Origin of the sequence: Enterobacter sp. JJBC (genome assembly GCF_036936505.1) — a bacterium.
GTDB lineage: Bacteria > Pseudomonadota > Gammaproteobacteria > Enterobacterales > Enterobacteriaceae > Enterobacter > Enterobacter hormaechei_C.
On record NZ_CP136935.1, the window covers coordinates 1,516,364 to 1,539,392 of the forward strand.

A 23,029-nucleotide genomic window follows, 5' to 3' on the forward strand; every position below is an offset into this window, starting at 1 on the left:
TCGTGGATTACCGCAAAATTATCAAAGAGGTAGGGCGTGGGAAAAACCATGCTCGCGATCTGGACCAGGACACGGCCCGTGCGTTGTACACGCATATGCTGAATGGCGACGTGCCGGAGCTGGAAATGGGCGGCATTCTGATTGCGCTGCGCATCAAAGGGGAAGGTGAGGCGGAGATGCGGGGTTTTTATGAGGCCATGCAGTCGCAGACGATGCGTTTAACCCCGCCCGTCACGAAGCCGATGCCGATAGTGATCCCGACCTACAATGGCGCGCGTAAGCAGGCAAACCTCACGCCGCTGCTGGCTATTCTGTTGCAGAAACTCGGTTTCCCGGTGGTGGTGCATGGCGTGAGCGAAGATCCAACGCGCGTGCTGACAGAAACCATTCTGGAATTATTAGGCATCGAACCTACTCTCCATGCTGGCCAGGCGCAGGCCAAACTGGAGGGGAACCAGCCGGTCTATATTCCCGTGCGCGCGCTCTGCCCGCCGCTGGAAAAGCAGCTGGACATGCGATGGCGAATGGGAGTACGTAACAGCGCCCACACCCTGGCGAAGCTGGCGACGCCGTTTGCCGAAGACGCCGCGCTACGTCTTTCCAGCGTCTCCCATCCGGAGTACGTGACGCGGGTCGGACAATTTTTTGCCGAAATCGGCGGGCGGGCGCTGCTGATGCACGGGACGGAAGGGGAGGTTTATGCCAACCCGCAGCGTTGTCCACAGCTGATGCTGATTGAGCCTGCCGGGACGCGGGTCGTACTGGAACGTGGGGAGGAGAACTGCGATGTGATCTTGCCCGAGTCAAAAGATCCGCAGGTCACCGCGCACTGGATCGTACAGTGTCTGGCCGGAAAGGTGCCGGTTCCGCAGTCGATCAAGCTGCAAATGGCCTGCTGCCTGCTGGCGGCAGGAGAAGTGGCATCCGTGGAAGCCGGATTGCAGCGCGTGGCACAGTCGTTTTAAGCAAAAAAAAGCCCGTCCAGTGGCGGACGGGCAAACAAGGGTAACAACAGGGTCAATGAGGGTTGGAGCATCTCACCAGAGGGTATGGTGAGGGTGGAGCATAATTCGTTCGATTACTTGTAGATAACCGCAGTACCGCTCAGTTTGTTATTACCGTTAGTGGACGTGATGGTGTATCCACTTGCGCCGGCAGCGGCTGCTTTTTCCGCCAGTTTGGCTTCCAGACCGTCCAGCGTGGTCGCGCCTTCAGCACTCACCACCCCGATTTTGTTCAGATCCTGTGCCTGAGTAGAGGAGACTGGCTCTACGGCGAAAGCGCCGAAAGAGAGAGCGGACAGGGCAGCAGCGGCAACAGCATATTTGATGGTTTTCATAGGTCAATTCTCGCAGGTTATTCTGTTAAAGGGACGATGTTCCGTCGATGTGATAAGTATCACGGTTTTTAGCGGAAGATAAAATCGAAGAGAATTGACGTGGTTGATCAAAAAAATTGAATGACAAATAACTTATTGATTATTAATAAATTCAGAAGCGGAATTGACACTTCTTGTGGATGCGCTTTACAGAAGCCATCGGAAGGGCACGATTTGCTACGCGTTTCGCTAAAAATCGTGAGCGTAAAGTAAACGGCTGGCGCGGTTAACTTCGGTAAAGGAAAGTCAACGTAACTGGCTGTCTTTCGATCCTCTGCGATTATATCCTGAATGTGTCGCATTTTTCGAATCTTTCTCCTGCTGACAGGCAATACATAGCCGTACGCCAGGAATGGCTTTACGCCGTGCCTCAGGAATCGGATCTCCGCACTCTTCGCATTCCGTCAAACTTTCGCCGCGTGGAATTTCACCGCGAGCACGCGCGACCGCATCTTCAATAGTACTGTTGATCTGTTCGTTAACGGCGTCGTCATTCGCCCAGCCGGAAGCCATCATGTTCTCCTGATCTGTTTAAGCCATTCATCTTAATATGGGGTTAAAAAACGCACAGTCAAGGCGAAGGAAGGGAATGAGAACTGCATCTGCCTGGCAGATGCAGTGTGGGAAGGAAATCGATTATTTATAGATGGTCGCGGTGCCGTACATATGGTTATCACCACCGGCAGCGTTCACCACGAAGCCTTTAGCCCCTTCCTGACGCGCTTTTTCGGCCAGCTTGTCCTGAAGGTCATCAAGGTTGCTTGCCCGGCTGACAGAGACCGTCCCCGCCGCACGTAGCTGGCTGGTGTCGTTGCTGTCGGTCAGAGGTTGAACGGACCAGGCTGAGAAAGATGCGCCTGCCAGCGCACCCGCAATAATAAAGGTCAGATATTTTTTCATAATCACATCCTCAGGGGAAACAACAGGTGATTCCTCTTAAGTTTAGAAGCCTGACGCGTGTGATTTAGCGCAAAAATTTGATGATGATCTGCTTATTTTTTGAACGATAAATTCTGACAATTTGTTGACAGATCATAGACATACAGGTCGATGATTTTTGTCGTTTTTTTGTGCGACTCAGACAGATATTTACCCCCGCGCCGTCACAGGGTATCTTACGCGGCTGTTTAAAGGAGAATGCCATGACTTCCCAAAAGCCGGGATTGCACCCGCGTAACCGCCACCGTAGCCGCTACGACATGAAAGCCCTGTGCCTGAGCTGCCCCGAATTGCAGGATTTTATTGTTCAGACACCAGCCGGTGAACCGTCGGTAAACTTTGCCGATCCGCTGGCGGTTAAGACGCTGAACAAAGCGCTGCTGGCCCATTTTTATGGCGTTACGCACTGGGACATCCCGGATGGCTTTCTCTGCCCACCGGTGCCAGGACGTGCGGATTACGTCCATCATCTTGCCGATCTGCTGGCGGATGACAATGGCGGCGTGGTGCCAAAACAGGCCACCGTGCTTGATATCGGTACGGGCGCGAACCTGATCTACCCCCTGATAGGCGCACATGAATATCAGTGGCGGTTTACCGGTAGCGAGATCGGTGCCGAGGCCTTCGCCAGCGCGCAGGCCATTATCAACGCTAACCCGGGGTTAAGCCGGGCCGTTCGTCTGCGTCGTCAGAAGGATGCCGCTGCTATTTTCAACGGCATTATTCATAAGAACGAACAATATGATGCCACCCTGTGCAACCCGCCATTCCACGACTCCGCCGCCTCCGCTCGTGCGGGAAGTGAACGCAAGCGGCGTAACCTGGGCCAGGCTGAAGATGGCGCGCTGAACTTTGGCGGCCAGCAGCAGGAGCTGTGGTGCGAGGGCGGGGAAGTGGCATTTATTCTGCGCATGATTGCCGAGAGTAAGGGCTTCGGTCGTCAGGTGAAATGGTTTACCACGCTGGTCTCCCGTGGCGATAACCTGCCGCCGCTTTACCGCGCGCTGACCGACGTCGGCGCGGTGAAAGTGGTTAAAAAAGAGATGGCGCAGGGCCAGAAGCAGAGCCGCTTTATTGCCTGGTCCTTTATGGACGATAACAAACGCCGCAAATAATCGTTTCTCTGGCCGGGTAAGGCGAAGCCGCCACCCGGCTCGTTTACAGCGTCGGCTCCTGCGGAGGGAGCGGCGAAGCGGGCGGCGACAATACCTGATACGTCTGCACCGGCGCTCTCACGTTCGCCAGATCGAAGTGTTTTTTCACCATGCTGTCGAGGGCGAAGCGCACCGTCCACTGCTTCAGCGGCTGGGTGGTGAACGACACGCGCAGGGTAAAGGCAGTGTTCGTCAGCCCGACGATGCCCGCGAACGATGGTTCACCAATCACCAGCCCGCGAATATCCTCCATCTCCATCAGTTCGTTCACCGCATCCCGCAGCGCCTGCTTCGCCTTATCTGCATCTTCGTGACGATCGACATCATAATTCGCCACCACCGAACCAATGCCGCGCACAAAGTTGGCAAAGGTGGTGATCGATGACCACGGAATAATGTGGTACGCGCCGGTATCCTGACGCACGCCGACGGAGCGAATGGACATCCTCTCGACCGTGCCGGTGAGCGGACCGATGGTCACCAGATCCCCGGTATTCATCCCGTTCTCAAACTGGATAAAAATGCCGGTGATAATATCCTTCACCAGCGTCTGAGAACCGAAGGAGATCGCCAGCCCCAGCGCACCGGCACCCGCCAGCAGCGGGGCGATATTCACGCCGATTTCTGACAGCACAATCATGATGGTGATGGTACTGATGATGACCGCCAGCGCGTTGCGGAACAGCGTCAGCAATGTGCGGGCCCGCGCGCTGGGCAGGGGCCTGCCGTGAATATCCGACACCAGACGGTTCTCGATGAGGCTCGCCAGCAGCGTCCAGCCGACGGCAGAGAAGAACAAAATCAGCGCGATGCGAATCAGAATGTCGACCGTTTTTTCACCTGCGCCGTTATGCAGCCAGTTCCAGAAATCAAACAGGCTCCACGCGTTAAGGAGCAGCATGATCGCCACGCAGACGGTGAGAATGCGCGCCACCTTGAGGGATACCGACATCCAGCTGTTCACCCGTTTTTGCAGTTCCGGGTAATTACGCTGTACCTGCGGCGACAGGGTGATGGTTTTCGAGATCCAGCGCGACAGCAGCCCCGAGACAAATGCCGCGATGCCGATAATGGCCAGGCTTTTGAACGTCGCCCCCATCATAAATTTCAGGCTATTGCCCGGGTCGAACAGGGAGAAGAAACAGAGCACAATAAAATAGGCGCTGGCCAGCCAGTGCCACACCAGCGCAAAGGCGCGAATAAAGAGGCTGAAAAAGGAGAGGGAGCGATCGGCCAGGTGCAGCAGGCTGTCGGTGATCGCTTTTTTATTGTGGAAGATGAGGTACAGCGCCCAGACGGTAATGCACAGCATGATCAGCACGTTCGCCAGCGCCCCGAACTGCACGTTAACCTGGTTGGAAATAATCGGCACGGCAACCAACAAGCCATAACCAATCAACCCGCTCAGCACGCTAAGCCGCACCGCCCAGTATTTGGCGCTCTGATCCGAAATGGCGAAGGGGCGAAGGTCAGGCACGCGTGGGCAGAAGATCAACCGCAGGAGGGCTTTAAAGAACTCAATCAGGGCAAACGCATTGAGGAACAGTCCCTGCTGAAACGCGATGGTTTTGTTTCCGGTATTAAGTCGGTCAGCCAGCAGCTGACCGACAAACAGCGTCAGGGCCAGCAGCAGCAAATCGATGACAAACGCCCCGGTAATCATTGCCGGAAGATGCAGCCAGCTGCTTTTATGCTGATTCTTTTTGCGTCCCCACTGGCCCATTTTCCGGTAAAGCGGCCAGACAGACAGGCGCAACAGCCAGTAAAAAATGAAGACGGCGCCAGCCAGAATAGCAAACTGGGTAGCGGCTGCGGAAAAGGTGTGAGGATTAAAAGGCTTATGTGAGGTGCCAACCAGGTTGCGATAGAGCTGGGCAAAACGCGACGACAGGGCTTCCCCGTAGCGGCGACTGATGTCGGTGACGTTTTCCAGCACCGTCTTTTCTTCTTCGGCTTCCGGCGGCGCAATAGCAGGAACCGGATCCTGAGGCGGCGTGGCGGCCACCTTCCTCAGCTGATCGATCAGCTCCTGCCGGGACGTGTCGTTCTCAAGCACGTCGGCAAGCGCGCCGTAAGCGGCTTTTTTCTTTTCAGCGTCTGGCTCTGGCGGCGCATTTTGCTGGGTGGCGGTGGTTCCGGTGGTGACGCCGGGAAGGGTTACAGCAAGTGATGGCGCGCTAAACAGGCTAAACAGTAGCAACAGGATCCACGGCACGGCGTCCTCCGACAAAAATATCGTGCAAAATGATAAGTATAGAGCGCGCGGAGCGGAGGGAAGTTTTTGGGAACAATCCGGCATAAAAAAGCCGGGCATGCCCGGCTCTGTGTGTGGTTATCAGGAGACGTGTTGCAGGAACTCCTGAAGGCGCTGGCTTGGTGGGTTCGCAATCAGCGTCTGCGGATTACCGTCTTCCGCGATGCGGCCCTTATCAATGAAGATCAGACGGGACGCCACTTTTTCGGCAAAGCCGATTTCGTGGGTAACGATGACCATCGTCATGCCTTCTTCCGCCAGATCCTGCATAACTTTCAGCACTTCGTGACGCAGCTCCGGGTCGAGAGCCGACGTTGGCTCATCGAACAGCATCATCTTTGGCTTCACCGCCAGCGCACGGGCAATGGCCACGCGCTGCTGCTGGCCGCCGGACAGCTCGGAAGGATAGTGGTGGGCACGCTCCGCCAGACCAACCTTCGCCAGCAGATCTTTTGCCAGCGCTTCCGCTGCCGCTTTGCTGGCCCCGCGCACGCGCAGAGGACCAAACATCACGTTTTCCAGCGCCGTGAGGTGCGGGAACAGGTAGAACTGCTGGAACACCATGCCCGCTTCCTGGCGGATCAGGCGCTCGTCCACTTTCGGATCGTTAACCTTCAGACCATCAACGATCAAATCGCCGCTGGTGATCTCCTCGAGCTTGTTAATGCAGCGCAGCAGGGTGGATTTTCCGGAACCCGACGGCCCGATGATCACCACCACTTCGCCCTGCCTGATGTTCAAATCGATATTGTGCAACACCTGGGTTGGGCCAAAGTGCTTGGAAACGTTTTTAAATTCAATCACAGGATTTTCATCCTTCTTTCAAGACGACGCAGAACAAAGCTCAGGACAAGCGTGATAATCAGGTAGACAACGGCGACCGCACTCCAGATTTCCAGGGCGCGGAAGTTACCCGCGATGATCTCCTGGCCCTGACGGGTCAGCTCGGCCACGCCGATAACAATAAACAGCGAGGTGTCTTTGATGCTGATGATCCACTGGTTACCCAGCGGCGGCAGCATGCGGCGCAGCGCCAGCGGCAGGATCACGTGACGGATGGTTTCGCGACGGGAAAGACCTAACGCCAGGCCAGCTTCACTGAACCCTTTATGAATCGACAGCACCGCACCGCGGGTAATTTCCGCAATGTAGGCGCCGGAGTTGATCATGATGGTGACAACGGCGGCGCTGAACGGGTCAATGCGCAGGTCGGTGAAGGCCATCGGCAGGGCGAAGTAGATGAACATGACCTGCACCACAATGGGTGTGCCGCGGATCACTTCGATGAAAACCAGTGCGATGTGATTTGCAATCCAGCCACCGTAGGTGCGGGCGAAACCGGCGACAAGACCGATAATCAACCCGCCAACCAGACCGAGGACCGAAATCCACAGGGTCATTTTAGCGCCTTCAAGCAAGAGTGGAATGGCAGGCCAGATGGCGCTCCAGTCAAACTGCATGATGTATTCCTGTATACCGTGGTGAAAAACGAAAAACGTAGGCCCGGTAAGCGTAAGCGCCACCGGGCGTTACAAACCTGAAGTCAGGTGAAATTATTTAGGCTCGGTACCGAACCATTTTTTGTAGATTTCGTTATAGGTGCCGTTCTCTTTCAGGGTTTTCAGCGCGCCGTTAACTTTGTTACGCAGGTCGTCGCTGCCTTTCGGGAATGCAATACCGTACTGCTGAGCTTCCAGAGAATCACCTACCGCTTTGAACTTGCCGTTACCGGCAGTTTTGATGAAGTAAAGGATGTTAGGCGTATCGTGCAGCACCGCATCCGCGCGGTTGGTGCCCAGTTCCATGTAAGCGTTGTCGATGTTCGGGAACTGACGCAGGTCTTTGGTTTTGATGTTGGCTTTCGCGTAATCAACTGAGCCAGTGCCGCTCTTCACGGCGACCACTTTACCGTCGAGATCTTTCACGCTTTTCACATCGTTGTTATCCGCTTTCACCATCACCAGCAGGCCGCTTTTGTAGTAGCCGTCAGAGAAATCGATGGCCTTTTTACGCTCTTCGGTAATGGTGATGCCTGCCAGCGCCAGGTCAACGTTTTTGGTTTGCAGTGCCGGGATAATGCCGCTGAAGTCCATTGGCTTCAGGGTGTAATCCAGTTTGAGTTCTTTTGCGACAGCGGCCCACAGATCCACGTCAAAACCAACGTATTTATCACCCTGTTTAAATTCAAACGGTACGAACGCCGTGTCCGTCGCCACAACCAGTTTGTCGGCAGCCTGCGAGGACACCGCAAACGCCAGGGTAAGTGCAGCCAGTGAAACTTTTAATACAGACTTCATAGCATTTCCTTTTATATCCACGGGGCGATCCCCTGCGAGAACCTCAGGCACAATGAAAAAATCGTGCCAATTTTACAAGCTGTTGTTTTGCAAAGGGGATGATGTCACGCATTGCACGAAAAGCGTGGCAATTCTGCCAGGTTGCACCAGAATGGAGCACCGTTTTGGTGCGCTTCGTTAAGGTCTTCTGACAGGGGGATATTTAGCGCAGAATCTGACGAAAAAACAATCTTCCGTTAACGGTTGTGTGAGGTGATTATTACATTTTATTCACTTTTGCGGCCGTTGCGGGCAAAAGTGCGCACCATAAATGTGCAAAACCCCCGCCAGGGGCGAGGGTTATTCGGAAAATCCGCAGGGATTATTCGATGTTGGACTCAATGAACCACAGGAACTGATCCAGGTCGCGTGATGCGGCAGTGAAGATATCAGCAGTATCTTCATCTTTGGCTTCGCCAATCGCTTTACGAACATCATTCGCCACAATCGCGTAGCGGTCCGCCAGCTCTTTCAGGTGATCCTGAACGGTATGGATATCCAGCGGATAGCTTTTCAATGGCGTTTTGCTGTTGATCACCTGTGTGGTACCCAGTGCCACGCCACCCAGCTGTACGGCACGTTCGGCCATGGTATCCAGGTGAGTCACCAGTGCTGTGCGGAAGCCATCCAGCATTTCATGAACGGCAATAAAGTTTGCACCGCGCATATTCCAGTGAGCCTGTTTGGTGATCAGCGAAAGATCGATGAACTGGACCACCTGGCGATTCAGCAGCTCAATGGTCGCTTTTTTATCGCTATCCGATACATCGTTACGGGTATAAAGCAGATTAGACGCTTTCGTTTTCACCAGTTTAGCGGTACTCATAATCTCATATCCTCTTGATGTTTGTGTCCCAGGTAATTACGGGACTAAGTATAGCACCGGATTTTTTCTCTGCGGTTTGGCTCTGCCTATTGGTTTAATAGTGAAAGTAAGATTGTATTATCAACTGATTGAAAAATAAGTAGTTTATTAAAGTTGATACAGATCAATCTTAATTCATTCTTCGGGAAGCCGGGCAGGTGAAATATTTTGGCAATACAAGATAGTTTGTAAGAAATTATTTGAAGTACTGACGAGGCGTATATTCTGCATGGCGGGTTAGCCATGCAGAATTTAAGGCCTAGTTGAGATCGATTTTTTGCACTTTAGGTTCCGGGCGCATGGTCAGGGTGGAGCCCATTGACGCCGCGATAATGGAACAGAGCGCCAGCGTTTGTACCAGGGTCAGGGTTTCACCGAGGAAAATCATTCCTGAGATGGCGGCCAGCGCGGGCTCTATGCTCATGAGCGTACCAAAAATGCGTGTGGGCAGGCGCGTCAGGGCGATCATCTCCAGAGAGTAGGGCAGGGCCGTAGAGAGAATGGCAACCGCCAGACCAACCGGCAGGATTGACCACTGCCATATTGAGTCTGTCGCTTGTGCCATTCCGATTGGGACAAAGATTACGGCGGCAATTAGTGAGCCTAAGGCGACCGTCGCGGGGCCGTGCTCTTCGCCCGCACGCTGGCCAGTGAGAATATACACCGCCCAGCATGCCCCCGCGCCCAGCGCCAGAGCTGCCCCTGTCAAATCGATTTGTGAAACGCTTTGCCCGAGCGGCAGCAGGAACCATAGCCCCAGCACGGCCAGTATGACCCAGATAAAATCTACCGGACGACGAGAAGAGAAGAGGGCAACCGCCAGCGGGCCGGTAAATTCAAGCGCGACCGCGATCCCCAGCGGGATAGTCTGAATAGAGAGATAGAACATGTAGTTCATCCCTCCCAGTGCCAGCCCATAAAAAAGCAAAGGCAGTCGCTGCTCCTTTTTAAACCGTAGCCGCCAGGGTTTAAAGATAACCACGAGGATCAGGGTGCCTAATGCGATACGCAGCGCCGTGACGCCGGGCGCACCAACCAGCGGAAACAGCGATTTTGCCAGCGACGCGCCGCTTTGTATGGACATCATCGCGATAAGTATAACTGCCACCGGCATCCAGACCGACGATTTACGGGGTAAACCTGGCATCCTTTCTCCTGTCAATTTTTGTCAAAAGAGGTAAAAGTGGCAGTGTAATGGAAATAAGCTGCGACGGTTGAGCTACTGTTGAAAAAAATCCAGGGAAAATCCGTAAAATGAGGAAGGGTTGATGCTTTTATCGCCTGAAAGATTAGGAATAATCTGGATGAACTTTCTGGCGATGACGCGCACTATTAGCGTTTGAAGGTGAAAATCTGGAGTTATTTTAACAAGATAGCTGGTGCTGGAAATGTTCTGTTACAGGAAAGGTCGCATTAGACATCGTGAATGACAAAGAGTTTCACAGATTTTTTTGATATATTTAAAACTTACGGACTTACTTGAAGCACATTTGAGGTGGTTATGAAAAAAATTGCATGTCTTTCAGCACTGGCAGCTGTTCTGGCTGTTTCCGCAGGTACCGCTGTAGCGGCAACTTCTACTGTAACTGGTGGTTACGCTCAGAGCGATATGCAGGGCGTGATGAACAAAACCAACGGTTTCAACCTGAAGTACCGTTACGAGCAAGACAACAACCCGCTGGGTGTGATCGGTTCTTTCACTTACACCGAGAAAGATCGTACTGAAAATGGCTCTTACAATAAAGGTCAGTACTACGGCATCACCGCGGGTCCTGCTTACCGCCTGAATGACTGGGCAAGCATCTACGGTGTTGTAGGTGTTGGCTACGGTAAATTCCAGCAGACCGAAAACCAGGGTCTGAACCGTACTGCAAGCAACAGCGACTATGGTTTCTCCTATGGCGCAGGTATGCAGTTCAACCCAATCGAAAACGTTGCTCTGGACTTCTCCTATGAGCAGAGCCGTATCCGCAACGTTGACGTTGGCACCTGGATCGCGGGCGTAGGTTACCGCTTCTAATCACTTCGGTGAGCCAGTAAAAAATCCGCCCAATGTGGCGGATTTTTTTTGTTTGTACCCTCTCCCCGTGGGAGAGGGCCAGGGTGAGCATCAGCCCGCACGAAACGGCAGAAATTACTTACTCTTAATATCGAAAATATCCGTCCCCAGATGGTTATAGTCGACTTTCTGTAACTTAAAGTTGGTAATGTAGACTGGTGGGCCCTTCTTCCCGGAGATAAACGGGTAATCATTTTTTATCTCTTTTGCCTTAATCCCCGTCCACTGTGAGAAGAATTTCAGGAAATCGTTCGCGGAACGGCGCGCTTTTATAATGCGATGCGTTTTGTCATCACTCGACAGCACCATAAACGGTACCTGGAAGTTCTGCTGGAACTTGTCATCGTGGGCCAGATACTGCACCTCTTTACCGCGCTCCTTAAACGCCAGACCATGGTCAGAGAAATAGACCATCGAGAAGCTGTCGCCGCTGTTGCGCAACTGCCCGTACAGCTTGCTGAGCAGATCGTCGGTTTGCGTCATGGTGTAGAGGTAGCAGGACGTCTCTTTGGATTGCACAAACTCCGCATATTTTCCCCCGGTACGATCGCATGCCTGCGGGTGTGACCCCATCAGGTGCAGGACAATCAGCTGCGGCTGGGTGCGCTGGGTGGCAAAGACCTGCGCCGTCATTTTTAGCAACGCTTCATCTTTTGTGTTTTTATCGGCTTCGAAATCACCGCTTTTCAGGAACTGTACCTCGTCGGCACGCTTCGCGATGCTGGCGATGGCGGTATCATATTCGCCGATCTGTCCCTGGTTAGAGAACCACCATGTCTGAAAACCTGCCCGGTTGGCCAGGGTGACAAAATTATCCTGAAACTGCGGTTTTCCATCCACCACGCGGTTGAGCGTCAGACCGAGTGATTTCTGCGTCGAGCCGCTGGCCGCCACGTAGTCGGTAAACAGCGTACCGTTAACGGCGCTGGCAAACGGCGTGTTATCCCAGTGACCGCCAAACGCGCCGAGCGCATCGCGACGCGCGCTTTCTCCGATCACCACCACGTAGGTGTGATACTTCGGTTTCACCGCCAGCACGTTCCAGGTGTCTTTCATGGTGGAAAGCTCGGCCATACGTGCCTGCTCGTCGAGCACTTCCTCGTTATTCACCACCACGTCTTTGACGAAGCGAAACACCGGATACCCGGTATCTTTAAGCTTAAACACGCCGCCCCAGGCCAGATTTTGTACCGGCGCAACAAAAAACGTCACCACGCTAAAGGCCAGGCACAGGCTTTCAATTTTACCCCATGCTTTTTTCCCGACGGGCTTACGGCGAACCGCAATCACGCCGAGGGCAAAAATGAAAAGGCCAACCACGTAGTTGTACCACGGAAAGATCGTCAGGATCTCTGTGGACTCTTCCATATTGGTGGAGTGGAGCGCCAGCAGGGTATTAAAGTTTGGCGCGCCATAGGCCTGGCCAAACGGGAAATAGGCGGCAGCAACCAGAGAACAGATCCCGATAAGCACCTTCTGCATGCGCGGTGCGCTTCGCCAGAGAAGGTGAAGAATACAGGTGAACCCGACGGCATAAAGCAGGCTAAAGGGGTAGCCAAGAGCAAAGTTAATCAACAGCGATTGCAAAAAATAGAATCCCGTCCACGGGCTTAAGCCCCGGCTGCGGGTAACAAGTGTATCAATCAGGGTTACGTTCATAGATCACTATCACGAAAACGCCATGTGCTCACCCTGGCGTCAAGGGTCAAAGCCTGCCGGACAGTGCGTGGAAAGGGAATGAGAGGTCCGCTTCAGCGAGCCGCAAATTGTGCAGGGCTGCAAGAAGATAGTGCGAGCGTGAATTAAGGTCAACAGTTGCTAAACAGATGTTTTGCGAAGGGGGCTGCAAATACGCAAAAATAATCGGGAACAGGCCAGCTTACCGCGAAAGTGTGACAGGAAAATGAAGCGGCGTACCGCGACGCCGCTTAGTGGGAAGAGTTGTCGTCCTGCTGGGGTTTGGCGTTAAACATATCGCACAGCATGTTCAACAGCATCAGGCGCACTTTAAAAGGAGAGTGGGTAAACACGTTCATACACCTCTTGAATTCGTTCATAAGACCTCCTGATTCATGATCCCTTCGATCCGTGAAGGGTGACTGCATTACATACAGATATAGCACAGGCTATATTGTATAGCTATGGCTAATTCGTTAATTTTTTGTGCTTGTAGAGCTATGGTTTACAATGTGCGCTCCGTTACAGGGCGCTGGAAGCGTCAACCCCATTGAGGAAGCACAATGAACCGTCGCGCAGGTAAGCCAACAACAAAAAAAACGACGCAACTGGTGAACGTTGAAGAGCATGTGGAAGGCTTCCGCCAGGTGCGCGAGGCGCATCGCCGGGAGCTGATTGATGATTATGTCGAACTGATCTCTGATCTGATTCGTGAGGTTGGAGAAGCGCGCCAGGTGGATATGGCCGCACGCCTTGGGGTGTCGCAGCCAACCGTTGCAAAAATGTTAAAACGTCTGGCGTCGGTCGGGCTGATCGAGATGATCCCCTGGCGCGGGGTGTTTCTCACCGCTGAAGGCGAAAAACTGGCGCAGGAGAGCCGCGAGCGCCATCAGATCGTCGAGAATTTTTTACTGGTACTGGGCGTCAGCCCGGAAATTGCCCGTCGGGATGCCGAAGGTATGGAACACCACGTCAGCGAAGAGACGCTGGTGAAGTTCCGCGAATTTACGCTCAAATACGGTCCCTCCGCTGAATGAACATCCCCGGCTTGCAGGCCCTGAAACGCGATCGCTTTTTCCATCTTTTACTTATCACTGGCGTTGGGCTCAGCGTCTTTGTGCCCTTCACGCCGCACACCTGGCCGGCGGCCATAGACTGGCGCACCATAATTACCCTGAGCGGTTTGATGATGCTCACCAAAGGCGTGGAGCTGAGCGGCTATTTTGACGTGCTGGGGCGCAAAATGGTGCGCCGCTTCGCCACCGAGCGCAAGCTGGCCCTGTTCATGGTCTTTTCGGCGGCGCTGCTGTCGACGTTTCTCACTAATGACGTGGCGTTGTTTATCGTGGTGCCGCTTACGCTCACGCTGCGTAAGCTGTGCGAAATACCGGTTACCCGTCTGATTATCTTTGAAGCGCTGGCCGTCAATGCGGGCTCGCTGCTCACGCCGATCGGTAACCCGCAGAACATTCTGCTGTGGGGACGCTCCGGCCTGTCGTTTACCGCATTTACCGGGCAGATGGCGCCGTTGGCGCTGGCGATCGTGGCGTCGCTGCTGGCGGTGGGCTGGTTTGCTTTCCCGAATAAAACGTTGCAGTACCACAGCGGTACAACCGGCCCCCAGTGGCAGCCGCGTCTCGTCTGGAGCTGCCTGGGGCTGTATATCGTTTTTCTTATCGCGCTGGAGTTAAACCAGGCGCTGGCTGGCGCGCTGCTGGTGGCGTGCGGCTTCCTGTTCCTCGCCCGGCGGGTGCTGGTGAGCGTTGACTGGACGCTGCTGCTGGTGTTTATGGCGATGTTTATTGACGTCCATCTGCTGATCCAGCTCCCGGTATTGCAGAACGTTCTCCATAGCGTTGGCGGTCTGTCGCAGCCGGGATTATGGCTGACGGCGATTGGTCTCTCGCAGGTGATCAGTAACGTGCCGTCCACCATTTTGCTGCTTAACTATGTTCCCCCTACGGTACTGCTGGCGTGGGCGGTCAACGTCGGCGGCTTTGGGCTGCTGCCCGGCTCGCTGGCTAACCTCATCGCCCTGCGGATGGCCAACGATCGCCGCATCTGGTGGCGCTTCCATTTATGGTCAATCCCGATGCTGCTCTGGTCAGCGGCGGTCGGTTTCGGACTATTCCTTCTCATATAGTGCGCAATTTGTCAGTTTTTCCTGGCAAATGTATAGCAACGTCCTAGCTTTAGTGAACGGCATAGTGTGATGCCGCTCACTGACAGGACCGTTGCTGAACTATGGCAGAAGATCAAAACCCACCTGCTGACGAGCAGGATCAAAACAATAACGAGCGCAAGCGCCCGGGGAAAAAACCGTTAATTATCCTTGGTATCGTGGTCATCGTGATGGTGATTGTGGCGCTGGTCTGGTGGTTTTTAACCCGTAACGAAGAGACCACCGACGACGCCTTTACCGATGGCGACGTAGTGACCATTGCCCCAAAAACGGCAGGCTACGTCACAGAACTTCGCGTACGGGATAACCAGCGCGTGAAAAAAGGGGATGTGCTGGTGGTGATCGATCCGCGTGATACCACCGCCCAGCGCGATCAGGCTCAGGCCCAGCTTGGGCTGGCGCTGGCGCAGCTGCATCAGGCCCAGGCGCAGCTGGCGCTCTCGAAGGTGCAATATCCCGCCCAGCGTGATGAAGCCAAAGCCCAGGTACTTAAAGCCCAGGCGGATATGGCCAACGCGCAGGCGGAGTACCGCCGTCAGCGCGGCGTTGACCCGCGCGCGACCACGCAACAAAGTATCGATGCCGCGAACGCTCAGCTGCGCAGCGCGCAGGCGGGGCTGGCCAGCGCCCAGGCGCAGCTGGAGGTGGCGGAGCAGGTCCAGCTGCAAATCCGCCAGCAGGAGACCAACGTCGAAGCCCGCGAACGGCAGGTCGATCAGGCCAGAGCGCAGCTGGAAACCGCCAACCTGAACCTCTCTTATACCGAAGTCCGCGCCCCGTTCGACGGTTTCGTCACTAAACGCAACGTCCAGCCCGGTACGCTGGTGCAGGCCGGCACGGCGCTGTTCTCGCTGGTTTCCCCGAACGTGTGGGTGGTGGCGAATTTCAAGGAGTCGCAGCTTGAGCGCATGAAGCCGGGCGACAAAGTGACCGTGTCCGTCGATGCCTGGCCGGATATGGAGCTGGAAGGCCATATCGACAGCATCCAGCAGGGCAGCGGCTCGCGCTTCTCCGCCTTCCCGTCGGAAAACGCCACCGGTAACTTTGTGAAGATCGTTCAGCGCGTACCGGTGAAAATCGTGATTGATAAAGGGCTGGATCCGAACAAGCCGCTGCCGCTGGGGCTGTCGGTTGAACCGAAGGTCACCGTGGAATGACGGATCACAGCCACGATAACTGGAAGCCAGCCAGTAACCCGTGGGCGGTGGCGATTGTGGTCACCCTGGCGGTGTTTATGGAAATTCTGGACACCACCATCGTCAACGTGGCGCTGCCCCACGTCGCGGGGTCGCTCTCGGCCAGCTATGACGAATCCACCTGGGTGCTCACCAGCTACCTGGTGGCGAACGGCATCGTGCTGCCGATTTCGGCCTTTCTCAGCCGCCTGTTTGGCCGCAAACAGTTCTTCCTGATCTGCATTGTGATGTTCACCATCTGCTCGTTCCTGTGCGGTATCGCCACCGAGCTATGGCAAATCATCCTGTTCCGCGTGATGCAGGGCTTCTTTGGCGGCGGGTTGCAGCCTACCCAGCAGTCGGTGCTACTTGACTACTTCAAGCCGGAGGACAGGGGCAAAGCCTTTGGCCTTTCATCCATTGCCATTATCGTCGCGCCAGTACTCGGCCCCACGCTGGGGGGCTGGATCACCGATAACTACTCCTGGCGCTGGGTGTTCTTTATCAATATCCCGGTAGGGATTGTGACGGTGCTGGCCATCTATCAGCTGCTGGAAGATCCGCCGTGGGAGAAAAAGTCGGAAGAGAAGCTCACCGTCGACTGGACGGGGATCGGCCTGATCGCCCTCGGTCTTGGCTGTTTGCAGGTGATGCTCGACCGGGGCGAAGATGATGACTGGTTTTATTCGAACTTTATCCGCACCTTCGCAGTACTGACGCTGGTCGGTATTATCGGCGCGATCTACTGGCTGATGTATGCCAGAAAGCCGGTGGTGGATCTGCACTGTATGAAGGACCGCAACTTTGCGATCTCCAGCCTGCTGATGGCGGGGATGGCGATGATCCTGTACGGCAGTTCGGTGGTTATTCCGCAGCTGGCGCAGCAGGATTTGGGCTATACCGCCACCTGGTCCGGGCTGGTGCTCTCGCCCGGCGCGGTACTGATTGTGCTGACCATCCCGCTGGTGCTGAAGCTGATGCCGGTGGTGCAGACGCGCTGGATCATCGCCTTCGGCTTTACCTGCCTGGCGGTGTCGTTCTTCTGGTCCCGCACGCTGACGCCGGATATCGATTTCGAAACGCTGGTGCTGTTCCGCAGCGCTCAGTCGATTGGACTGGGGTTCCTGTTTGTGCCCCTTACCACCATTGCTTTTATCTCGATCCCGAGGCGGCTTAACGCCGACGCGGCGGCGCTGTTTACCATGTTCCGCAACGTGGCCGGCTCGATTGGGATTTCGCTCTCGACGGCGGCGATCACCGAGCGCTCGCAGGCGCACAGCGCGCATCTGGCTTACCACGCTTCACCGTTTAACGAGCAATTCCAGCTGGCGATTCGCGAAAGCGCCCAGGCGATCCAGAACTTCACCACTCAGGTGGGCGATCCGACCGGCATTGCCACCGGACGGATGTACCAGACGATGATCGAGCAGTCGCGCTTTCTGGCCTACATTGACGTCTTCACCATTCTGAGCGCGGTGGCCTTATTACTGATTCCGTTTTGTTTATTGCTCTCGCCGGTTAAGAGCGAGGGGAGTGCAGGAGCACACTGATGATACACAGACGTTTACACCCCCTGATGATAATGATGCTGCTGGTGGGTTGCGCCGTCGGGCCGGACTACCAACAGCCTGCACCGCTCGCCACCACGCACTGGAACGATAAGGGCGACAGCGCGGTGAAATCGCAAACTTCCTCCGCCGCCACTAACCCGCGCTGGTGGAAAACCTTCGGCTCGCCGCAGCTCGACAGCCTGATTGAACGCGCCATCGCCGGAAATCTGACGCTACAGCAAACCGTATTACGCATTGCCGGGGCGCGCGAACAGATTAACCAGGCCGGCGGGGCGTTTTTCCCGTCGGTGAATGGCAATGTGCAGGCGACGCGCCAGCAGCTTGGGCTGGAAGGGGAGCTAAAATCCCACGGTGTGTACGACCAGTTGAATAATGTCGATCCTGAACTGCGGGGCGCGTTAGGCCCGCTGACGCAGCCGATTAACCTCTATCAGGGCAGCTTCGACGCCCAGTGGGAAATCGACCTGTGGGGCAAGGTGCGCCGTCAGGTAGAAGCGGCCGAGGCGCAGCAGCGGGCAGCGATCGAGCAGCGTAACGATGCGCTGGTCTCGCTGGAAGCCGAAGTGGCGCGGGCGTGGCTACAGCTGCGTGGAGCGCAGAGCATCATTGCCACGCTTAATACGCAAATTGAAAGCGCACAGCAGACGCTGGATCTGACCGAAAGCCGCCAGCGGGGCGGGCTGTCGCCGCAGATGGACGTGGAGAACGCCCGGGCGCAGCTGGGCAACCTTGAAGCGCAGCTGCCGCAGTATCAGGCGCAGGAACGCCAGGCGATGAACGGGCTGGCGATCCTCCTTGGCAAACCGCCGGGGGCGCTGGATGCCGAACTGCAATCCGTGCAGTCGATGCCTGCCCTGCCGGATATTGTGCAGACCGGTATTCCGTCCACCCTGGCGCGCCGTCGCCCGGACGTGCGCGAAGCGGAGGCGAATCTTCATGCCGCCACGGCGCAGATTGGCGTCTCGGTGGCAGAGCTGTTCCCGAGCTTTACCCTCTCCGGGCAGTTTGGCTTGCGCAACAGCGAATCCAACTGGCTAACCGACTGGAGCAGCCACTTCTACAGCTTTGGCCCGCAGGTTTCCATACCGATTTTCCAGGGCGGACGGCTGGTCTCCAGCGTTAAGGTGGCGCGCGCGCAGCAGGGGGCGGCGGTGCTGGACTATCGTCAGACGGTGCTGACGGCGCTCGGCGACGTTGAAAACGCGCTGGTGAGCTATCGCACCGACCAGCAGCGTGAAGCGGGCCTGGCGAAAACCATCGACGCGCTGCAAAACGCCTTTGATCTCGCCAGCGACAGCTACCGGCAGGGGATCGCCAGCTTTATTGACGTACTGGACGCCCAGCGTCAGCTCGCTCAGGCCGAACAGCAGCGGGCGCAGGCGCAGGTGCAGAGCGCGCTTGATCTGGTGGCGCTCTACAAAGCCCTCGGCGGCGGCTGGGAGCCGTATCAGCAGGTGCGGCTGCCAGACTACAGCGTCTTTGGCGACGCCCCGCGCGGATAATCTGTTAACAGCGATGACTCTGGCCGGATCCGCGCAGCGAATCCGGCCTTTTTATTGGGCGCGAAATTAATATTTTGGCCGGACAAATTTAAGCATTATTTAGCCAACATCAGGTTAATGACTGGCACAATAATTCCGTTCTTACTTACTTAAGGGAACTAAGAATGAGTTGGAATAAAGATGTTGCTATTTCACACCTCCGGTCACACGCTCTTGGTCGTTCGCATAACGAATGTGCGACTTTTACCAGAGAGGCTATAGCGGCAGGCGGCATTCGTCTGGAGAGAACGCTAAACGCAAAAGATTATGGGCCATCATTATTGCGGGCGGGATTTCGTGAAGTCCCGCCGGGTTCAACATTATTGAGCGGTGATGTCGCAGTGATCCAACCTTATCCGGGAGGAAACTCCAGTGGGCATATGACAATGTATGATGGGACACAATGGATCTCCGATTTCCGACAGCGCAGCATGTACCCTGGTCCAGGGTATCGCGCAGCTCAACCGACTTTCAAAATATACAGGATGAATTGATGCGAGCCGCAATAGTGTTAGGCGTATGCTTGCTCTCAGCTTGCTCAGTTAAGCCGGAACAGAGCGCGCCGACGCGAGTACATTCTTTTTACGCCACGTATCTGATGTCACTTACAAGTAGCGACAATGAATATTCGCCGTCTGATCTGCGCGTATATGTCTCTGCTGACACGATTAAGAGACTGGATGATATAGAGTCGATACCCGAACAAGACCTGCTTGGATCTGATTACTTCGCTTATGCGCAGGACTATGATCCCGCCTGGGTGTCGGCGTTAAATGTCGGGCCAGCCAAATCGTTTATGGGAGGTGAGGTTATGCCAGTCTGGATCGGGAGAGAAAACGGCGGAAAAGTAGAGTTGCAGGTATTCGTTCGTCGTGAGGCTGGCGCATGGAAGATATACAGGGTTCGTGATGTCACCGACAACTATGAGCATCCCATATTCAATGCCGGAGCAATTGCCCAGGCAAAAGTTGCAGCCGAAAGCGGGCTTTAAACGTTAAACAGGAACTTAGCCTCGGCAACTGCCGGGGCTTTTTATTTCCATCAACCTCACAAAAAACGATCCACACCTTTGATCGACATTTCATCTTCGCCTATATGACTAGTCATGAAATTTAAATGACTAGTCATATTAGGAGCAACCATGAACAAATCACTGCCAGCCAACTTTTTATGGGGCAACTCGGTATCCAGCATGCAGACGGAAGGGGCCTGGAATGAGGGCGGGAAGGGGATGTCGGTGTATGACATTCGGGAAGCCGGTGAAAACATCTCTGACTGGAAAGTGGCGACCGACTCCTACCACCGCTACCGGGAAGATTTCGACCTGATGCAGGATCTGGGCATGAACTGCTACCGCTTCCAGATCTCCTGGAGCCGCGTCTGCCCGCAGGGTGACGGCGAGTTCAACGCCGAAGGCATCGCCTTTTACGACCGCTTTATTGACGATTTGCTCGCCCGCGGTATCGAGCCGATGGTCTGTCTCTACCACTTCGATATGCCGCTGGCGCTGGCGCAGGAGTACAACGGCTTCAACGATCGCCGCGTGGTGGACGCCTTTATCCGCTACGGCAAAAAGATGATCGACTGCTTCGCTGACCGGGTGAAGTACTGGCTGACCTTCAACGAGCAGAACATTTTCCATATGCCGGAAGCTTTTCGCATTTCCGGTTACATGAAAGGTGAGCAAACCCTGCGCGAGCTGTATGAGCTTCAGCACCATGCGATGGTGGCGCACATGACTCTGACCGAATACCTGCACCAGACTAAGCCGGGCAAGCTGATGGGCGGCATGCTGGCGCACCAGCTGATTTATCCGGCCACCTGCAAACCGCGCGATATCTTCTGCGCCCAGCAGTACGACGAATTCCTCAACCAGAACCTGCTGCGCGTCTTCGCGGGCCAGGGCTACAGCCCGGCGGTAATGGCGGTGGTGGAGCAGGAGGGCTTCGGCGATATCTACCGCGCAGACGATCTCGCGCTGTTTGCGCGCACGAAGAACGACTTTATGGCCTTCAGCTACTACGCCAGCAAAACGCTGGACAGCGATGCCATCCCGGAAGGCACGCCGGTTAACTATTACCTGCTGCACGGCGAGAAAAACAATCCGTACCTGAAGGCCACCGAGTGGAACTGGCAGATCGATCCGCTGGGCTTTCGCACCATCATCACCCGCTACGCCAACAACTGGCGGATGCCGGTATTCCCGATTGAGAACGGTATTGGGGTGATTGAGTCCTGGGATGGCATGAATCCGGTTGAGGACACCTACCGCATCGACTACCACCGGGCGCACATCGAGGCGATGAAAGCGGCAATATTCGAGGATGGGGCAGAGGTGATGGGCTATCTCGGCTGGGGGTTGATTGACATTCTCAGCTCGCAGGGTGACATGCGCAAGCGCTACGGCGTGGTCTACGTCAACCGTGAAAATCACGACCTGAAAGACCTGAAGCGCGTGCCGAAGAAGAGCTACGCGTGGTTAAAACAGGTTATCCATACTAACGGACGCGAGATGTAAGCCGTACGCTGCCGGGCCGTTTTTGTGACTGATTAATGGGAACACTCCGCTATGTCTGAAACAAAAATAACACCGCACATGCAGTCTTTTGTCGATAAATTTGTAGAGTTCTCGGCGCGCCTGGCAAACCAGGTGCATCTTCGCTCCCTTCGCGATGCCTTCGCCACGGTAATGCCGATTTTCATCCTTGCCGGTCTGGCGGTGCTGGTGAATAACGTGGTGTTCCCGTGGATTTTTGCGGGCGACACGCTTACGCAGTTTAAGGTGTGGGGCGAGGCGATTATCAACGGCACGCTGAACATCGCCGCGCTGCTGCTGGCCCCGATGATCGCCTGGTCGCTGGCGCGTAACAAAGATTTCGACAATCCGGTCTCGGCAGTGGTTATCGCCGTCAGCAGTTTCATTATCATGATGCCGATGCGCTTACAGATTACCCCCGTCGGCAGCGACGCCACGGTAAACGTCACCCAGGTGCTGACGTTCGCCAACATTGGCTCCACCGGGATTTTCGCCGGGGTGCTGATTGGGCTGCTCTCAACCGAGCTGTTTATCGCCATTTCACGGCTGAAGGCGCTGCACATTTCGCTCGGGGAGAACGTACCGCCAGCGGTGAGCAAATCCTTTACCGCGCTGATCCCAACGATCCTCACGCTCTCCCTGTTTGCGGTGCTGGCGGCCATACTGGCGAACGTGCTGCACACGGATCTGATCCATCTCATTACGACATTTATTCAGCAGCCGCTGCGGTTGATCAACACCAGTCTGCCCGGGACGATTTTCATCTACAGCTTCGGTAACTTCCTGTTCACGCTCGGTATTCATCAGTCGGTGGTCAACAGCGTGGTGCTGGAGCCGTTCCTGCTGATCAATACCAATGAAAATATGCTGGCCTTCGCCAACGGCCAGCCGATCCCGCACATCATCAACAACATCTTTGTGCCGACCTTTGGCATGGTGGGCGGGACGGGCAGCACAATCTCATTGCTGATCGCCATCTTCATCTTCTCAAGACAGAAATCAGCGAAGCAGGTGGCGCGTCTGTCGCTGGCGCCGGGTCTGTTTAACATCAACGAGCCGGTGATTTTCGGCCTGCCGATAGTCTTTAACCTGCCGCTTATGATCCCGTTTGTGCTGCTGCCTGCTATCGGGATTTACTTTGCGTGGCTCTGTACCACGCTGGGGTTCATGTCGCGCTGCGTGGTGATGATCCCGTGGACGACCCCGCCGATCCTTAGCGCTTGGCTGGCGACGGCGGGGGACTGGCGGGCGGTGGTGGTGCAGTTGGCAATCATCGTATTTGGTGTATTCTTCTACCTGCCTTTCCTAAAGGTGGCCGAGCGAGTGGCCTTGAAAAACAGCGGGATAGAAAACTAACTGAAA

At 55.2% G+C, this 23,029-nt stretch carries 23 protein-coding genes; 12 read left to right on the top strand and 11 right to left on the bottom strand.

Annotation, left to right across the window (positions count from 1 at the left end; genetic code table 11):
• Positions 1-2 precede the first annotated feature (2 nt).
• Complete coding sequence (ybiB, locus tag RY075_RS07260; protein WP_023324357.1) at positions 3-965, top strand: DNA-binding protein YbiB; 963 nt, start codon at positions 3-5, stop codon at positions 963-965.
• A gap of 113 nt (positions 966-1,078) precedes the next feature.
• On the opposite strand, the gene ybiJ is transcribed toward ybiB, so the two are convergent.
• The 3 genes from ybiJ to mcbA all read right to left on the bottom strand — a co-directional run bounded on the left by ybiJ (position 1,079) and on the right by mcbA (position 2,278).
• The gene (ybiJ, locus tag RY075_RS07265) at positions 1,079-1,339 is read right to left on the bottom strand and encodes a DUF1471 family protein YbiJ (RefSeq protein WP_109948652.1); all 261 of its coding nucleotides are present in this window, start codon (positions 1,337-1,339) and stop codon (positions 1,079-1,081) included.
• 285 nt (positions 1,340-1,624) lie between these two features.
• Positions 1,625-1,891 (bottom strand): DksA/TraR family C4-type zinc finger protein, encoded by a 267-nt coding sequence (locus tag RY075_RS07270; RefSeq protein WP_003858472.1) that lies wholly within the window; start codon positions 1,889-1,891, stop codon positions 1,625-1,627.
• A 123-nt stretch (positions 1,892-2,014) separates the two neighbouring features.
• On the bottom strand, positions 2,015-2,278 hold the full coding sequence (gene mcbA, locus RY075_RS07275) for a DUF1471 family periplasmic protein McbA (protein ID WP_003858470.1): 264 nt from the start codon (positions 2,276-2,278) through the stop codon (positions 2,015-2,017).
• Positions 2,279-2,520: 242 nt separating this feature from the next.
• On the opposite strand from mcbA, the gene rlmF reads away from it, so the two are divergent.
• A complete protein-coding gene (gene rlmF, locus RY075_RS07280; RefSeq protein ID WP_023315680.1) occupies positions 2,521-3,432 on the top strand; it encodes a 23S rRNA (adenine(1618)-N(6))-methyltransferase RlmF in 912 nt (303 codons plus the stop codon).
• 43 nt (positions 3,433-3,475) lie between these two features.
• Here the strand turns inward: rlmF and ybiO are convergent, their stop codons facing one another.
• The 6 genes from ybiO to rhtA form a co-directional block, all read right to left on the bottom strand.
• Entirely contained in the window at positions 3,476-5,686 is a 2,211-nt protein-coding gene (gene ybiO / locus RY075_RS07285) for a mechanosensitive channel protein (RefSeq protein WP_233131936.1), read from the bottom strand.
• Between the two features lie 120 nt (positions 5,687-5,806).
• Positions 5,807-6,529 carry a glutamine ABC transporter ATP-binding protein GlnQ gene (gene glnQ, locus RY075_RS07290; protein ID WP_003858465.1) on the bottom strand — a complete coding sequence of 241 codons (723 nt, stop codon included), beginning with the start codon at positions 6,527-6,529 and terminating at the stop codon, positions 5,807-5,809.
• Positions 6,526-7,185 (bottom strand): glutamine ABC transporter permease GlnP, encoded by a 660-nt coding sequence (glnP, locus tag RY075_RS07295; protein WP_003858462.1) that lies wholly within the window; start codon positions 7,183-7,185, stop codon positions 6,526-6,528. Before glnP ends, glnQ begins: the two co-directional genes overlap by 4 nt.
• A gap of 93 nt (positions 7,186-7,278) precedes the next feature.
• On the bottom strand, positions 7,279-8,022 hold the full coding sequence (glnH, locus tag RY075_RS07300; protein ID WP_003858455.1) for a glutamine ABC transporter substrate-binding protein GlnH: 744 nt from the start codon (positions 8,020-8,022) through the stop codon (positions 7,279-7,281).
• A gap of 361 nt (positions 8,023-8,383) precedes the next feature.
• Positions 8,384-8,887 (bottom strand): DNA starvation/stationary phase protection protein Dps, encoded by a 504-nt coding sequence (gene dps, locus RY075_RS07305; protein ID WP_000100801.1) that lies wholly within the window; start codon positions 8,885-8,887, stop codon positions 8,384-8,386.
• Between the two features lie 298 nt (positions 8,888-9,185).
• On the bottom strand, positions 9,186-10,073 hold the full coding sequence (gene rhtA, locus RY075_RS07310) for a threonine/homoserine exporter RhtA (RefSeq protein WP_232967357.1): 888 nt from the start codon (positions 10,071-10,073) through the stop codon (positions 9,186-9,188).
• A 354-nt stretch (positions 10,074-10,427) separates the two neighbouring features.
• Here rhtA and ompX point away from each other — a divergent pair, with 354 nt between their 5' ends.
• A complete protein-coding gene (gene ompX / locus RY075_RS07315) occupies positions 10,428-10,946 on the top strand; it encodes an outer membrane protein OmpX (protein WP_003858450.1) in 519 nt (172 codons plus the stop codon).
• A 114-nt stretch (positions 10,947-11,060) separates the two neighbouring features.
• Here ompX and RY075_RS07320 read toward each other — a convergent pair whose 3' ends face one another.
• The gene (locus tag RY075_RS07320; protein WP_032608903.1) at positions 11,061-12,644 is read right to left on the bottom strand and encodes a phosphoethanolamine transferase; all 1,584 of its coding nucleotides are present in this window, start codon (positions 12,642-12,644) and stop codon (positions 11,061-11,063) included.
• Positions 12,645-12,913: 269 nt separating this feature from the next.
• Positions 12,914-13,042: a manganase accumulation protein MntS gene (gene mntS, locus RY075_RS07325; RefSeq protein WP_017384915.1), complete on the bottom strand. Its 129-nt coding sequence runs from the start codon at positions 13,040-13,042 to the stop codon at positions 12,914-12,916.
• A 183-nt stretch (positions 13,043-13,225) separates the two neighbouring features.
• Between mntS and mntR the strand changes: the two genes are divergently transcribed.
• From mntR to RY075_RS07370, 9 genes are all read left to right on the top strand, one after another.
• Positions 13,226-13,699 carry a manganese-binding transcriptional regulator MntR gene (gene mntR, locus RY075_RS07330; protein ID WP_022650657.1) on the top strand — a complete coding sequence of 158 codons (474 nt, stop codon included), beginning with the start codon at positions 13,226-13,228 and terminating at the stop codon, positions 13,697-13,699.
• Complete coding sequence (locus RY075_RS07335) at positions 13,696-14,805, top strand: anion transporter (protein WP_045343623.1); 1,110 nt, start codon at positions 13,696-13,698, stop codon at positions 14,803-14,805. The genes mntR and RY075_RS07335 overlap by 4 nt, the downstream gene beginning before the upstream one ends.
• A 101-nt stretch (positions 14,806-14,906) precedes the next feature.
• Positions 14,907-16,001 (top strand): HlyD family secretion protein, encoded by a 1,095-nt coding sequence (locus RY075_RS07340; RefSeq protein ID WP_023324361.1) that lies wholly within the window; start codon positions 14,907-14,909, stop codon positions 15,999-16,001.
• Positions 15,998-17,569: a DHA2 family efflux MFS transporter permease subunit gene (locus RY075_RS07345; RefSeq protein WP_015571056.1), complete on the top strand. Its 1,572-nt coding sequence runs from the start codon at positions 15,998-16,000 to the stop codon at positions 17,567-17,569. The genes RY075_RS07340 and RY075_RS07345 overlap by 4 nt, the downstream gene beginning before the upstream one ends.
• Entirely contained in the window at positions 17,569-19,092 is a 1,524-nt protein-coding gene (locus RY075_RS07350; protein ID WP_109948650.1) for an efflux transporter outer membrane subunit, read from the top strand. The genes RY075_RS07345 and RY075_RS07350 overlap by 1 nt, the downstream gene beginning before the upstream one ends.
• Positions 19,093-19,256: 164 nt before the next feature.
• Complete coding sequence (locus tag RY075_RS07355; protein WP_071787975.1) at positions 19,257-19,625, top strand: NlpC/P60 family protein; 369 nt, start codon at positions 19,257-19,259, stop codon at positions 19,623-19,625.
• A gap of 104 nt (positions 19,626-19,729) precedes the next feature.
• Positions 19,730-20,122, top strand: coding sequence for a YbjP/YqhG family protein (locus RY075_RS07360; RefSeq protein ID WP_230683330.1), 393 nt, complete (start codon positions 19,730-19,732; stop codon positions 20,120-20,122).
• Positions 20,123-20,272: 150 nt separating this feature from the next.
• Positions 20,273-21,649, top strand: a complete 1,377-nt coding sequence (locus tag RY075_RS07365; protein ID WP_109948649.1) for a glycoside hydrolase family 1 protein — start codon at positions 20,273-20,275, stop codon at positions 21,647-21,649.
• A 51-nt stretch (positions 21,650-21,700) separates the two neighbouring features.
• On the top strand, positions 21,701-23,023 hold the full coding sequence (locus RY075_RS07370; RefSeq protein ID WP_023324365.1) for a PTS transporter subunit EIIC: 1,323 nt from the start codon (positions 21,701-21,703) through the stop codon (positions 23,021-23,023).
• The last annotated feature ends 6 nt before the right edge of the window (positions 23,024-23,029 follow it).